The sequence below is a fragment of the Streptacidiphilus sp. MAP5-3 genome, from assembly GCF_041262505.1.
In the GTDB taxonomy this organism is placed as follows: domain Bacteria; phylum Actinomycetota; class Actinomycetes; order Streptomycetales; family Streptomycetaceae; genus Streptacidiphilus.
Window position 1 is genome coordinate 1 of sequence record NZ_JBGCCL010000028.1, and the last position, 14,280, is coordinate 14,280.

The following is a 14,280-nucleotide window of genomic DNA, read 5'->3' on the forward strand; positions in this document are numbered from 1 at the left end:
CGATCCACCATGGTGGTGGTGTGGGGATGGGTCGTTCGATCCATGCGGGTCAGGTGTCGGTCGCGGACGGGACGAAGTTGGCGGGGGAGAAGATCTGTCGGGTGCTGACCAACGACCCGGGCATGGGCGTCATCCGCCACGTCGACGCCGGCTACGACCTCGCCGCCGACGTCGCCGACGAACGCCAGGTCCGCATCCCGATGCGCGAAGGCGACGCCTGATGGCGAACAGCCTTGCTGTGGCCGTCGACGTGGCCCCGACCCTGTGGTCGGGCCGCGACGACGGCACCGGCGCCGAACACCTTCGGTGGCACCACGTGGTCTCCCTCGACCACGCCGAGGCTGCTCCCGGTGATGCGGCCTTTGTCGGCTTCCGCAGCGACGAGGGCGTGCGGCGCAACAAGGGGCGGCAGGGCGCGGCCGACGGTCCCCGCACGCTGCGGGCTGCGCTCGCGTCGATGGCGCTGCCGTCGCGTCAGCAGGCCGTGGACGTCGGTGACGTGGAGGTCGCCGACGACGATCTGGAGGCCGGCCACCGGCGCCTCGGCAGCGCGGTCGCCGAGCTGCTCGACCAGGGCCTGCGGGTCACCGTCCTCGGCGGCGGCCACGAGGTCGCCTACGGCAGCTACCTCGGGATCACCGGCAGTGGGCTGCTCCGCGACGGCGCCCGGCTGGGCGTGTTCAACCTCGACGCGCACTTCGACCTGCGCGACGAGCCCCGGCCCAGCTCCGGGACGCCGTTCCTGCAGATGGCGCAGGACGAGGAGGCAGCGGGCCGTCGGCTCAACTACTGGGTGCTCGGCATCAGTCAGCCCAGCAACACGGAGACGCTGTTCCGCACCGCGGAACGGCTCGGCGTCCGCTACCTCACCGACACCGAGTGCGGCGCGCTGGACCGGGAGCGGGTCGACGCCTTCGTCGAGGAGTTCCTGGACAGCTGCGACGTGGTGCACCTGACGATCGACCTCGACGTCCTCCCGGCCGGTGCGGCCCCGGGCGTCAGCGCACCGGCCGCCTACGGCGTGCCGATCGAGATCGTCGAGCACGTCTGCACCAAGGTCGTGGCGAGCGGCAAGCCGGTCCTCGTCGACGTCGCGGAGCTCAACCCGGACCTCGACGTCGACACCCGCACCGCCCGCGCCGCCGCGCGCCTGGTCCACCGGATCCTGGTGACCTCGGCGCCGGACGCCTCGGTGCAGGACAGGGGCTGAGGCCCCTTCCCCCGGACCGGTCGCCAGGCTGCGTGACCATGGGACAGCCGTAGCCTGGCGGCCACCAACCTCCCCGGGACCGACCGGCGTCCCGTCCGTGCCTGCTGGCAGGATGGGGCGCCGATCGGTCCTGTACGGGGGTCGGGCCGGTGAGGAGGCCGAGGTGGGTCAGGGCAGCGCCCGCAGGGCCGTGTACGGGCACGGGCAGCGCATGGCGGAGGCGGCGCGGCAGGTGCTCGCCGAGCACCGCGGTGCCGTGGACCGCGTACGCGGATGCGCTCTGCAGCTGCGGGAGCGGCAGACGGCGGACGCGCTCGCGGAGATCCCCGTCACCCGGCTGAACGACGTCACCGAAGGTCGGCTCCGGGTCGGGATCCTGGAGTCCGCCGGCTTCCGGACCGTGGGCGAGGTCCACCGCGCGGAGACCTACGACCTGGTCCGCGTGCCCGGCATCGGACGCGCCACCGCCGCGCAGGCCAAGGCCGCCGCCGACGCGCTGGCGCGCGCCGCGCTCGACGCCACCGCCGTGCGGCTCGATCCCGACGACCGGACCGAGATCGCGACCGAACTGGTCACTGCCCTGTACCCGTTCGTCCAGGCCGGCCCCGGACTGCCCGTCGCCTGCGAGCGGGCCGAGTCACTGGCGGCCCGACTGGAGCCGCTGCTCACCGCCGCCGCTCCCGCACGCGGCCGGACGTCCTGGTGGTTCACCGGCTCCGGGCGTCGGGACGCGGCACGCGAAGCACTCACCTCGCTGGAGTCGGCCCTCGCCACGGCGCATACCGACGGCGTGCACGCCGACGACGCCGCGGCGACGCTGGCGCAGGCCGTCACCGACCTGCTGCGCCGCCCTGGATCGGTGGACGAGGCATGGTGGGAGTTCGAGACCAGGCCGGTCGAGTTCTACACCGTGCTTGGGCAGTTGGCGGAGTCCGGTCCCGTCGACGCGGCTGCGGTCGAGGGACACCTGCCGGACGAGCTGGCCGCGCAGGTCCGTGAACAGCCGCTGGACGTCACCGGGTTGACGGTTTCGCTGCGTGGTTACCAGGCATTCGGGGCCCGTTACGCGCTGGCGCGGCGCAAGGTGGTGCTCGGCGACGAGATGGGTCTGGGCAAGACGGTCCAGGCGATCGCGACGCTGGCGCATCTCTCCGCCGCCGGGGAGCGGCACTTCCTGGTGGTCTGCCCGGCCGGGGTGCTGGTCAACTGGCTGCGCGAGATCGAGGCGCGCTCCACGCTCACCGCCTTCCGGCTGTACGGCCCGGAACGTGAACTCGCCCACCAGTCCTGGCGGGAGCGCGGCGGCGTCGCGGTGACCACCTTCGAGACCCTGAAGCACTTCGGGAGCCTGGAGCACTTCGGGATTCCGGCTGCTGCCGAAGCGAGATTGACGGACCGTCAGATGTCGATGGTCGTCGTCGACGAGGCGCACTACGTGAAGAACCCGACCGCCCAACGCGCCCGCCACGTCGCGACATTGGTCGACCGCAGCGCGCGGGCGCTGTTCCTGACCGGCACGCCGATGGAGAACCGCGTCGGGGAGTTCCGCAACCTGCTCGCTTACCTCCAGCCGGAGTTGGCCGCAGAGCTCCACGACGGCGACCACCTCGCCGGCGCGGCGGCGTTCCGACGCGCGGTCGCCCCGGCGTACCTGCGCCGCAACCAGCAGGACGTGCTCACTGAGCTGCCGGAGACCGTGCACACCGACGAGTGGGCCGAGTTCAGCGCGGCGGACACCGACGCCTACCGCGACGCCGTGCTGGCCGGGAACTTCCAGGCGATGCGGCGTGCCGCCTACGCCGTGCCCGACACCTCCGCCAAGCTCGCCCGCCTCGCCGAGATCGTGCGGGAGGCGGTGGGGGCGGGGGAGAAGGTTCTGGTCTTCTCCTACTACCGGGACGTCCTCGCCGCAGTCCACGGCAGGTTGGCCACGGAGGAGGACCGCGCCGATGGTCCGACGCTGTTCGGTCCGCTGTCCGGCGGCAGTGGCGCCGCCGCCCGCCAGGACCTGGTGGACGCCTTCACTGCGCATCGCGGAGCGGCCGTGCTGCTCTCGCAGATCCAGGCGGGCGGGGTGGGGTTGAACCTCCAGGCGGCCAGCGTGGTGGTGCTCTGCGAGCCGCAGATCAAGCCCGCGCTGGAGCAGCAGGCGGTGGCCCGAGCCCACCGGATGGGCCAGACCCGCCGCGTGCGTGTGCACCGCCTGCTGACGCCGGACAGTGTCGACCAGCGCATGCTGAAGCTGCTCGGGCGCAAGCAGCGCCTCTTCGACGCCTACGCCCGCCGCAGCGAGGCCGCCGACGCCAACCTGGAAGCGCTCGACGTCGCCGACGCGGGGTTGGCCCGGCAGATCATCGAGGAGGAGCAGCAGCGGCTCGCGTCGGTCGCGGCAGCTACGACGGTCACGCCGCCGGAATGACGAGCCCGGCGTCGACGCCCGGGGCGAGGGGGAAGAACCCGAAGAAGACCACGTCGCTCTCGCCGACCGGCTCGAAGGTCGCGATGCGGACGTCCTGCGGTTCGTAGAAGACGTCGCCGGGGCCGAGCGTGACCGGGGCCTCGCCCTCGATCTGGTAGAGCGCGCAGCCGGACTCGATGGTGCCGAAGACCGGTCCGTTGTGGATGTGCAGGCCGGTCGTGTGCCCGGCGGCGATGGTGATGCGGCGGATCTCGACGCGCTCGACGGTCAGCGGCTCCGGCAGTTTCTGGTTCATGACGATCACTCGGCTGAGCGGCGGCGCGGACTGGTCGGCATCGGTGGCCATGCTGGCGATGTCCTTCCTGGACGCGGTCAGTGCGGTGCGGAGGCGCGGAGCAGGGCGAGGATGCCCGCGACGGCCTGGTCGAAGGGCTGGGCGCTGTCGGCCGCGCGGGCGAGGACGTAGCCGCCCTGGAGCGTGGCGACGACGGACGACGCCGTGGCCGCCGGATCGAGCGCGGGGCTCAACTCCCCAGTGGCGATGCCTCCGGCGACGACCTGTGCCAGGCGCGCGCGCAGCCAGGAGAGGGTCCGGTCGACCGGCTCCCGGAGGGCGGGCGAGGCCATGACCTCCGCGTCCTGGGTGAGCCCGCCGATCGGGCACCCGCGCAGGACCTCGCGTTCGCGGAGCAGGTAGGCGGAGATACGCTCCAGCGCCGTGCCCGGACCGGAGAGCTGGGCGTCGACGGCCGCGCGCATCTCCTCGGCGGTGCGGTCGATGGCGGCGCGCGCCAGCTCCTCCTTGCCAGAGAAGTGGTGGTACATGCTGCCCTGCCCGGCCCTGGCCGCGTGCTGGATTGCCTTGGGGCTCGTGCCGACGTAGCCGCGCTCCCACAGCAGTTCGCGCGTGCTCTCGATGAGGCGGTCCTTCGTGCTCATGGAGCCATCTTACATACTAGTAGGTACAGACTGCGCGCGAACGAGCGAAGAAGTCCCGGAGCGGGACGACACCGCAACCGGACTTCACCGCAACGGGACGTCAATGCATCTGGCGGCGGGCCAGCTGGTGGAACAAGCCCTCGGTGTCGGCGAGGAGTTCGGCGGGTGCGCCCTGCTGGACGATGCGGCCGTCCGCCATGACCACCACGCGGTCCGCGTCCAGCACGGTGGAGAGGCGGTGGGCGATCACGACGCGGGTGGCCCGCAGTTCGCGGGTGCTCTCGATGACGATGCGCTGGGTCTCGTTGTCCAGGGCGCTGGTGGCCTCGTCGAGGAAGAGGAGGCGCGGGCGGCGGATCAACGCCTGGGCCAGCATCAGGCGTTGGCGCTGGCCGCCGGAGACGGTGCCGCCGCCGTCGGTCAGCACGGTGTGCATGCCCATGGGCAGCCGCTTGATGTCCTCGGCCAGGCCGGCCATCGCCGCCGCCTCCCACGCCTCCTCGACGGTGAAGGACTCGGTGCCGCGGATGCAGTCGAGGATGGAGCCGGTCAGCGGCTGCGCGTTCTGCAGCACCACGCCGCACTGGCGGCGCACCGCCGTCCGGTCCAGGGCGGTCAGATCCTGGCCGTCGTAGCGGACGCTGCCGGACACCGGCTTCTCGAAGCCGATCAACAGCCGCAGCAGGGTCGACTTGCCGCTGCCGCTCGCGCCCACCACGGCGACGAACTCGCCCGGCAGCACCCGGAGCGACACGTCGTCCAGCACCGACGGCCCGTCGCCGTACCGGAAGCTGAGGTGCTCCACCTCGATCGCGCCGGTCAGCCGTCCAGGGTCGGCGTCGCCGTCGGCGACCTCGGGGAGTTCGTCGAGCACCGGCTTGATCTGCTCGAAGAGCGGCAGCACCGCCACCGCCGAGACCAGCGCGCCGGTCAGCTGGGTGATCGACGCGAGCAGTGTGGTGACTGCCGAGGTGAAGGTCAGGAAGCTGCTCGCGTCCAGTGCGCCCTTTGCGGGACCGGCGAGCAGGGCGAACATCACCAGCGTCGTCAGCGGCAGGCAGACCGCGTTGAGCACGGTGGTCAGGTTCTTGATCCGGCCCACCTTGCGCTGCAGCTCCCGGCTGCGGGCGAACTCGTCCGCCCAGGCGGCGTACGCGAAGCTCTCGGCCGCCGCCACGCGCAGCTTGGGCAGCCCGCGCAGGGTCTGGAAGGAGCGGTTGCTGAGCTTGTTGGTGAGCTCCACCAGCCGCCGCTGCCACCGGACCTGCCACAGGCCCAGCCCGAGGAACGCGGCTCCGACCAGGATCAGCAGCCCGAGGGTCGCCAGCGCCAGCGGGACGCTGTAGCAGAGCAGCAGCACCAGGTTGACGGTGGCGGCAGCGCCCGCCTGCACGGCCACCGAGCTGATCCCGGACAGCACCTTGCGGACCGCGCTGATGCCCATCGCCGCGCTGGCCAGCTCACCGGTGGAGCGGTCCGCGAAGAAGGATGTCGGCAGCCGCAACAGCCGGTCCCAGACCGCCGGTTGGAGGGAGCCCTCGATACGCCCCTCCAGGCGCAGCAGGGAGACGTTCTGCAGCATCATGAACGCCGCGGACACGACCGAGGCCACCACCAGCGCCGACGAGACCTGCACGATCAGGTCGTTGCGCGCGTCGGGCACCAGGACGCCCAGCACCTGACCGGTCGCGATCGGGACCAGCGCGCCGAGCAGGACGGCGACCAGGCCGCCGATCGTCAGGTCGCGCAGGTCCGCCCGGCTGCCGCGGACGCCGAAGGCGAGCAACCGCCAGGCGGTGAGCGGGCGTTCCGGGAGCGGCCGGTAGAGCATGACGGCGCGCGGGGCGAACGACTCGGCGTTGCCCGCGTTCACCGTGGTGCGGCGACCCGAGCTGGGGCTGACCGTCCGGTACGCGCCACGCTGCCAGAGCAGCGCCACTGGCGTGCCGCTGGCCGCGCGGTAGCCCACCAGCGGGCCTGCGTTCTCCTTCCACCACGCGCCGCTGAGCCGGATCGTGCGGATCCGGACGCGTGAGCTGTCGGCGATCCGCTCGATCGGATCCGCACGGTCGTCCGCTCCGGTAGCGACCCCGGCACCGACCCCGGCACCGGCGTGCGGCGCGACGACGGTGATCCCGGCGACGGCGGCGACCTGGCGGAAGGCGGTCAGCGCGGCGTCGTAGGACTCTGCGGCGGAGAGCGGGTCGGACTTCTGGTGGGCGGCGTCGGCGGTCCTTCTGCGGCCCTCGATGGAGGTCAGCAGGGTCCGGTCGGCCTCCGCTCGGATCGCCTCGCCGGCCCGGAGACCGGCCGACGCGCGGTCCTCGTGGGCGCGTTCGGTCTCCTCGATCCAGCGGTCCATCGCGTGGAGCAGCCTGGTCTGCTGGTTCACCAGGTCCTGCCAGAGCGAGGGGTCGATCAGCAGGTCGATGGGCAGTCCGGGCACTGGCACGGTGCCGTACTGGAGTTGGCCCGCCGCGACCGGGACGTCCAGCACCTCGTCCAGACCGTGACCCGACGTCATGTCACGGGTGCCGAAGAGGATGCTCAGCCCGCGACCGAAGCCGAGCGAGAAGGCCTGCTCCAGCGGGCCGGGTGCGGCGTCCGTGGGCCACTGCTGGTACCCCTGGCCTGCCTGGCCGTAGTCCTGCGGGTACCCCTGCTGGTACCCCTGTGCATAGCCCTGCGGGTAGGTCTGCGGGTGCGTCTGCTGGTAGCCCATGGTGTTGAGCTGCCGCAGCGGGACGCGGTGCAGCACGCAGCCGGGGACGGGCCTGCCGACGAGGGTGTGCTGCGGGCCGGGGACCGCGCCCAGCAGCAGCGTTCCGGTCTCGAGGCGGCCGAGGAAGTGCCAGCGGCCCTCGTGGGCGGCGTCGACGGCGAAGAGGTCCATGGCGCCGTCCATGACCAGCCAGAGCGCCTCCGGCCCGGCCAGCGGGAGGGCGCGCACTCCCGTGCAGTCCACGACGTTGCCGAGGGCGCCGAAGGCGTGGACGACGGGATCGAGCGGCGTCTGCGGTGCGATCGGTGCGGCCGTCGGTGCCGTGGCGGCCTGTGCGGTGGCCTGTGCGGCGGCCCCGGGCTGGGCCCATATCTGGCCCGTTGCCAGCTGACCCGTCGTCGCAGGGTCGGTCCAGATCTCACCGGTGGACGCAGGGTCGGTCCAGATCTCGCCCGTGGACGACGGATCGCCCCAGGTCCCGTCCGCAGCCGTGTGGTCCGTGGAGGACATCTCAGCGCTCCCTGACCAGTTGTGCGTACGGGCCGCCGACGGCGACCAGCTGTTCGTGACGGCCGCGCTCGACCACGCGGCCGTGGTCGAGGACCAGGATCTCGTCGCTGTCGCGGACGGTGCTGAGGCGGTGCGCGATGACCACGCAGGCGCAGCCGCGTCGCCGCAGGTTGTCGATGATCTGCTGCTCGGTCTCCGCGTCCAGGGCGCTGGTCACCTCGTCGAGGACCAGGATGCTGGGGTCGCGGACCAGGGCCCGCGCCAGCTCCAGCCGTTGCCGCTGGCCGCCGGAGAAGTTGCGCCCGTCCTGCTCCACCCGGCTGCGGATGCCGCCGGGACGGCGGGAGACCACGTCCAGCACGGCGGCGTCGCGCAGTGCGGCGGTGACCGCCTCGTCGGAGATCGACGGGTCCCACAGCGCGACGTTGTCGCGGACGGTGCCCTCGAAGAGGAAGACGTCCTGGTCGACGAAGGAGACCGAGGCCGACAGCGAACCGCGCGGGATCTCGGTGAGGCGGCGGCCGTCGATGCGGATCTCGCCCTCCCACGGCTCGTAGAGCCCGGCGATCAGCCGCGACACGGTCGACTTGCCGCTGCCCGACCCGCCGACCAGGGCGACCTGGCGGCCCGGCCCGACGGTCAGCGAGAAGTCGGTGAGCAGCGCGTCGTCCAGCGGGCTGTAGCCGAAGGTGACGTCGGAGAGGGTGAGGTGGCCGCTGAGGCGGCGGCTGTCCGGCGCCGCCTCCCGGCGCGAGAAGACCGGGTCGACCGGGTAGTTCTCGACGTCCTTGAGCCGGGCGACGTCGGCCGCGAAGTCCTGGACGCGTCCGGCCACACCGTTGAGCCGGGTGACGGGCGCGGTGAAGCTGGTGATCAGCGCCTGGAAGGCGACCAGCAGACCGATGGAGATCTGCCCGTCCACCGCGCGCAGCCCGCCGAGCAGCAGGATCAGCGCGCTGTTGACCGCCGCGAGGGTCGGCGCGACGACGGCCAGCACCGCGCTCGGCATGCCGAGCCGCTGCTGCCCGTCCAGGGTGGTCGCGTGCTGCCCGGCCCAGCGCCGGAACCAGCCGTTCTCGCCGCCGGTGGCCTTCATCGTCTCGATCAGCTGGATACCGCTGAACGAGGTGGTGGTCAGCCGCGCGCTGTCGACCCGCAGCTTCTGCACGCCGCTGGCCCTGACCCGGACCACCACGCGCAGCGCCACCACGTTGAGCAGCGCGATCAGCACGCCCAGCAGGGTGAGTTGGGGATCGTAGCTCCACAGCAGGATCGCGTAGACCACGACCACGACCGCGTCCACGCCAGCTCCGGCGAGGTCCCGGGCGAGGGTCTCGGCGACGCTGTCGTTGGACTGCAGGCGTTGCACCAGGTCGGCCGGGCTGCGCTGGGCGAAGAAGCCGACCGGTAGTCGGAGCAGATGGCGTAGGAACCGGGCGCTGCTCAGCGTGGAGGAGATCATGCGGGCGCGCAGCAGGTTGGCCTGTTGCAGCGAGGTCAGCACGAGCGTCAGCACCAGCGCCGCGCCCATCGAGGCGAGCAGGATCGGCAGCAACGAGTCCTGACGGCCGATCAGGAACGCGTCGATGAACGTCCGGCTGAGCGCGGGCGTCACCACGCCGACGACGACCAGCAGGAAGCTGGTCAGCAGCGCCGCGAACATCGGCCCGGACAGCCCGCGCAGGCGCAGCGGCACCGCACTGCCGAACCCCGGCTTCCGACCGCCGCGCCGGAAGTCGGGTCCGGGCTCCATGGTCAGCACCACGCCGGTGAAGCTGGTGTCGAAGTCCTCCATGGAGACGAACCGTCGGCCCCGGGCGGGGTCGTTGATACGCACCCCGGGACGGCCGAAGTGCCGTCCCATGCCGTCGTAGACGACGAAGTGGTTGAACTCCCAGAAGAGCACGGCCGGGGCCGGCAGCAGTGCCAGCGCGGCCGGCTCCATCTGCATGCCCTTGGCGGTCAGGCCGTAACCACGGGCCGCCTTCAGCACGTTGCTCGCACGCGAACCGTCGCGGGAGACGCCGCAGGCGACCCGCAGTTCCTCGAGCGGCACATGGCGGCCGAAATGACCGAGCACCATGGCGAGCGAGGCCGCCCCGCACTCCACGGCCTCCATCTGCAGCACGCTGGGGCTGCGGACGGGCCGGGGCTTGCGCTGGCGCGGCTGCTTGGGAGCCTTCCGCGAGGGGCGGGCGGTGGGCTGCTGCGCGGCGCGTCGTGCCCCGCTCATGACGGGACCTCCGCGCTCCGCTCGCCGCTCACGGCAGGATCCAGCTGATCGGATGCTGAGCTGTCAGGTGCACGGTCCCGCTCACGATGGTGGTGTCGGTGATGGCGTAGGGCGGGCCCGGCGGGCGGGACCAGGTGTAGCCGGAGGAGGTTCCCGGCGAGCGTTCGAGCTTGATCACCACGGCCAGCGGTTGGCCCTGCGCCGTGAACTGGGAGGCGAGTTGGGCGTCGCCGAGGAAGTCCGCGATCTGCTGCTGGGTCTGCGGGACCGTGCCGGCGGCGAGGACCTGGCCCTCCAGCACGCCGTACCGGTCCGAGGGGACCGACTGCACCGTCAGATCGACCGTGGCTCCCACCGGGATCGTCGGAGCGCTGCCGCTTTGCGGGTAGAGGACCGCCACCAGTGGGTCGTTGGGGCTGTTCACCTTTTCCAGGGTGGCCAGATTCGCGCCGACGGTGACCACCGCGCCGATGTTGGCGCCCAGTTCGGTCACCCGGCCGGCGGCGACGGCCCGCACGGTCTCGTCGGTGCCGCGGTCGGTGCGGACCGTCAGCAGCGGGGCGTTCGCGGCCACCAGGTCGCCGGGGTTGACCAGGAGCGTGGTGACCTGACCGGCCACCGGGCTTTGCAGCGTGTAGCTGCCCTCGCCGTAGGTGAGGATTCCCGAGGCGGTGAGAACCGGGGAGACGGAACCCTGGAATGCCCAGAAAATGGCAGCGGCCATCACCACCACGGTGACGGCGAGAACCATTCGTCCCTGCGGTCGCGCCAAATGCACCGGAAGATCGAGATCATCCGGTGACTGCAGCTTGGAAAGCGCCTTCTGTCGAAACTGCACTTCCCTGTTCCTTCAACCGCATTACATGTTCGTGAATTCTTGCAGAACCGCCGGCGCAGGCGCGGACGGACACGACTCCGCCGCCCCGGAGCACGAGTGCGTCCGGGGCAGCGGAGTGAGGTATCACAGACCGGCGAGACCGGTGACCTGCGACGGGATCAGCGCGCCGGCGCCGGCGACGAGGCCGCCGACCGGGAGGACCGACTCGACAGCGCCGAGGACGGGGGTGACAACACCAGTGGCGTCCAGGCCCAGCAGGCCGATACCACCGGAGACGTTGTCCAGCTCGTTGTCGGAGATCTCACGGGTCTCGACCTGGGGGGTGACGTTGCGCACGTGCGTTTCCCTTCGTTGCTTTGGTGCACTGCACTTGGTTTCGCCGAATCGCTTCGGCGGTAATCGACGGAGTAGCAGGGCGCGGGCGGTCAGGCTCGGCCGGATTCCTGAGAATTCCGATCGCTCCCTTGCGGTTCCGTGATTGGAATGATCCAAGCACGGCAGCCCGAACCGCGTCGAGTTGGGGTGCCGGATATTCCGTGAAAGTTTTCGACCGAAAAGTGGGGGTGGCGGCCACGGCTTGTGTGTGGCGTCGACACGTTCTTCACACTTCGGTGCGGATGCCCGGCAGGTGCGGATAAATCGTGCATGTCGTACGCAGTGGATCTGTACTAAATCGAACGGCCTTGTCCGATTTGGGTGGTGCGGCGGGTGAGGAGAGATGTTTGTTCAACTGTCCGCACAGGTAAGAGGTCAGATGGGCAGTCATGCCAGCCGGTCGAGGTGGGCCAGGACGCCGATCGTGCCGTCCTCGGCGCGGATGAGGGCGCCCAACTGGCGTGCCCGGTCCCGGTGAAGGCCTGTGCGCGTGGCCCGGCGCAGGGCGACGGCCAGTGCGTCCACGGTGAGGCGGCGCAGCGGGACGGCGTCCGGGGCGACGCCGAGCGTGGTCAGACGACGTGCCCAGAACGCCGCGTCGAACTGGACCGGTAGCGGTACGGAGGGAACGCCGGCACGGAGCACCGCGGCCGTGGTGCCCGCACCGGCGTGGTGGACCACGGCCGCGGTGTGCGGGAAGACGCGGGAATGCGGCAGTTCGTCGACGGTGAGCATGTCGTCGCCCTCGGCGTGCAGCCCGGCCCAGCCGCGTTGGACCAGCCCGCGCAGGCCCGCCGCGCGCAGTGCGGCGACGATCAGGGCGCTGGTGCGGTCGGGGTCGGGGACGGTGGCGCTGCCCAGGCCGACGAAGACGGGCGGAGGCCCGGAGGCGAGGAAGTCCCGTAGCTCGGTGGGGAGTTCGACATCAGGCCGGTCACCTGGCCGGTCGTGCGGCTGGTCATCCGCCGGGTCGTACGGCCACCAGTAGCCGCAGATCTCCAGGCCGGGCCGCCAGTCCCGGGGGCGGGGGACCACCAGCGGGCTGAAGCCGTGCAGGACCGGCCATCCCTGCTGCTCGCGCGCGCGGCGAGTCGCCCGCACGCCCGCGCGCGGCAGGCCCAGGCGGGTGCGCAGCATCCGGGCGGCCTCGACGAAGATCGCGTCGACGCCCGCGTTGACCAGCCGTCCGCTGACCCGGTTGCCGACCGGCCCCCAGGAGTGCGTGCCCGTCACGGGTGCGACGAACTCGCCTGTGGGAGCCAGTGGTTGGAGATAGACGCCGAGAGTGTGCAGGCCGATCCCCTCGGCCAGGACATGGCCCAGGGGTGCGAGCACGGCGGAGAGCAGCAGCACGTCCGCGTGCTGTGCGGGCTCGACGAGCGCCTCGGCGAGGTCCATCACGCTGCTCCGGGCGAGCGCGACCAGTCGGGCCAGTTTGCCCGCGCCGGTCGCACTGCGGTGCAGTCCGCGTCCGGCCGAGGACTCCAGCACCGCGCGCGGGTCCACGGGGAGGGGGTGGAAACCCAGTCCGGCGGCGCTCGCCAGCGGTGCGAACCGCGCGTGCGTCACCAGGGTCACCTCGTGACCGGCCCGGAGCAGGGCGTGGCCAAGTCCGGTGTAGGGGGCGACATCGCCCCGCGATCCTGCCGTCAGCACTGCCACGCGCATGACGCCACTATCCCGCGTCGGTCGGCCTTCCGGCAGACGGCGCGCCCCGGCCGTGGTGCGGACGTGGTCCGGAAGGGGCGCGTCGACCGGGCCGGCCCGGGTCAGGACGCCGGGCGGCAGTTGCTCAACTGCATGGGCAGGAAGGCGGGCAGCGAGTCGGAGGCGCCGGCGATGTCGTTCGTCTGGACGACCGCGGTCGTGTCCGAGTCGTTGACGTTGCACACGTACTTCTGCGTCTGCGGGTACGACGAGCCCGAGTCGGCCGAGTCGGCCGACGCTGTCGTCGGCGCGGCCGCCAGGCCCGCGAGGGACAGCATCCCGCCTACCAGAAGTGCGGCGATCCGCCGGTTCATGACGTCTCCTCATACTCACGGAACGATGGTGAGAAACCGGTTAAAGTTACCGCTTTTCGCCCATACTGTGGTGAGTACGACACGCCGACGGAGGGTGACCGTTCCGGACAGCATGCCCGGACGCTGGTGCCACGGCGGCGTCCGGTCAGCGGGCCACGATGCGCAGCGTCAGATCGGAGTGCATCGCCTCCGCAAGGCGCGCCAGCATGTCCACGATCGGGTTCAGGCGTCCGGACTCGATCCTCGACACGACGGACTGCGCGGTCCCTGCGGCCTCGGCCAACTGTGCCTGGGACCAGCTGAGTTCCTCACGCCGTCTGCGGATCAGGGCCCCGGGGGTCACGGCCGGTCCGCGTCGTCGTACAGGGGAAGGACGGAGGTGTCGATCCGCAGGTCACCGATCGGAATGACGTCACCGAAGCTGTAGGAGACCTGGTTGTCGTACACCGGGCGGCCGTCCTTGACGACGATGTGCCACAGGTGACGGGCCGTGCCGTTGCGGGGGTCGACGATGAGGTAGTCGGGGATTTCCATCGCCGCGTAGTCGGCGACCTTCCTCACGTAGTCGTTGTCGGGGTTCGACCGCGAGACGATCTCCACCGCGAGGGCGATCTCGCGCGGATCCAGAGGGTTGGCCGTGTTCATGACTTCCTCTGCCACCACCACGATGTCCGGGATCCGCAGCTTGCCCAGATGCTCGTCGTCGGTATCGGTGTTCCTGAACGCCGCCAGCGGCACCGGCAGCTGGGCGTCGAGCTGGCGGACGATGCGCTTGGCCGCCAGGCCGTGCTGCGGCACCGGGCTCATCATCATGACGACCTCGCCGTCGCTGATCTCGCCGAAGCGGCCCGTCTCGGCGGCAAGGTGATCGCGAAGCTCACGCAGATGCCGGTAGATCTGCTCCCTCGTCTCCATCACCCCACTATGTATGACCTATCAGTCATGGAACGGCCGCCGGCACGCCGGAAGCACGCCGAAGATGAACCCGACCAGGTGACGGACACGCGCTGACC

Annotated in this window: 12 protein-coding genes and 1 pseudogene; 3 read left to right on the forward strand and 10 right to left on the reverse strand. The window is 71.4% G+C overall.

All coding sequences use genetic code 11. The annotated features are described in order from the left end of the window. From ABH928_RS29410 to ABH928_RS29420, 3 genes and pseudogenes are all read left to right on the forward strand, one after another. Positions 1-221 (forward strand): annotated as a pseudogene (locus tag ABH928_RS29410) (urocanate hydratase); the annotation flags it as partial. Next, positions 221-1,210 (forward strand): formimidoylglutamase, encoded by a 990-nt coding sequence (gene hutG / locus ABH928_RS29415; RefSeq protein ID WP_370071669.1) that lies wholly within the window; start codon positions 221-223, stop codon positions 1,208-1,210. The pseudogene ABH928_RS29410 and the gene hutG, both read left to right, overlap by 1 nt. Positions 1,211-1,373: 163 nt before the next feature. Next, positions 1,374-3,629 carry a DEAD/DEAH box helicase gene (locus tag ABH928_RS29420; protein ID WP_370071670.1) on the forward strand — a complete coding sequence of 752 codons (2,256 nt, stop codon included), beginning with the start codon at positions 1,374-1,376 and terminating at the stop codon, positions 3,627-3,629. Here the strand turns inward: ABH928_RS29420 and ABH928_RS29425 are convergent. The 10 genes from ABH928_RS29425 to ABH928_RS29470 form a co-directional block, all read right to left on the reverse strand. Continuing rightward, a complete protein-coding gene (locus ABH928_RS29425) occupies positions 3,613-3,975 on the reverse strand; it encodes a cupin domain-containing protein (protein ID WP_370071671.1) in 363 nt (120 codons plus the stop codon). The genes ABH928_RS29420 and ABH928_RS29425 overlap by 17 nt on opposite strands. A 26-nt stretch (positions 3,976-4,001) precedes the next feature. After that, positions 4,002-4,568: a TetR/AcrR family transcriptional regulator gene (locus ABH928_RS29430; protein ID WP_370071672.1), complete on the reverse strand. Its 567-nt coding sequence runs from the start codon at positions 4,566-4,568 to the stop codon at positions 4,002-4,004. A 100-nt stretch (positions 4,569-4,668) separates the two neighbouring features. Beyond that, on the reverse strand, positions 4,669-7,800 hold the full coding sequence (locus ABH928_RS29435; RefSeq protein ID WP_370071673.1) for an NHLP bacteriocin export ABC transporter permease/ATPase subunit: 3,132 nt from the start codon (positions 7,798-7,800) through the stop codon (positions 4,669-4,671). Position 7,801: 1 nt separating this feature from the next. Beyond that, a complete protein-coding gene (locus ABH928_RS29440) occupies positions 7,802-10,033 on the reverse strand; it encodes an NHLP family bacteriocin export ABC transporter peptidase/permease/ATPase subunit (RefSeq protein ID WP_370071674.1) in 2,232 nt (743 codons plus the stop codon). 28 nt (positions 10,034-10,061) lie between these two features. After that, positions 10,062-10,871 carry an HlyD family efflux transporter periplasmic adaptor subunit gene (locus ABH928_RS29445; RefSeq protein ID WP_370071675.1) on the reverse strand — a complete coding sequence of 270 codons (810 nt, stop codon included), beginning with the start codon at positions 10,869-10,871 and terminating at the stop codon, positions 10,062-10,064. Between the two features lie 123 nt (positions 10,872-10,994). Further along, positions 10,995-11,207 (reverse strand): bacteriocin, encoded by a 213-nt coding sequence (locus ABH928_RS29450; protein WP_370071676.1) that lies wholly within the window; start codon positions 11,205-11,207, stop codon positions 10,995-10,997. Positions 11,208-11,633: 426 nt separating this feature from the next. Continuing rightward, positions 11,634-12,914 (reverse strand): glycosyltransferase, encoded by a 1,281-nt coding sequence (locus tag ABH928_RS29455; protein WP_370071677.1) that lies wholly within the window; start codon positions 12,912-12,914, stop codon positions 11,634-11,636. A 101-nt stretch (positions 12,915-13,015) separates the two neighbouring features. After that, entirely contained in the window at positions 13,016-13,267 is a 252-nt protein-coding gene (locus tag ABH928_RS29460) for a hypothetical protein (protein ID WP_370071678.1), read from the reverse strand. A gap of 145 nt (positions 13,268-13,412) precedes the next feature. Beyond that, a complete protein-coding gene (locus ABH928_RS29465) occupies positions 13,413-13,610 on the reverse strand; it encodes a multiprotein-bridging factor 1 family protein (protein WP_370071679.1) in 198 nt (65 codons plus the stop codon). After that, a complete protein-coding gene (locus ABH928_RS29470) occupies positions 13,607-14,182 on the reverse strand; it encodes a Uma2 family endonuclease (protein WP_370071680.1) in 576 nt (191 codons plus the stop codon). Before ABH928_RS29470 ends, ABH928_RS29465 begins: the two co-directional genes overlap by 4 nt. Positions 14,183-14,280 lie beyond the last annotated feature (98 nt).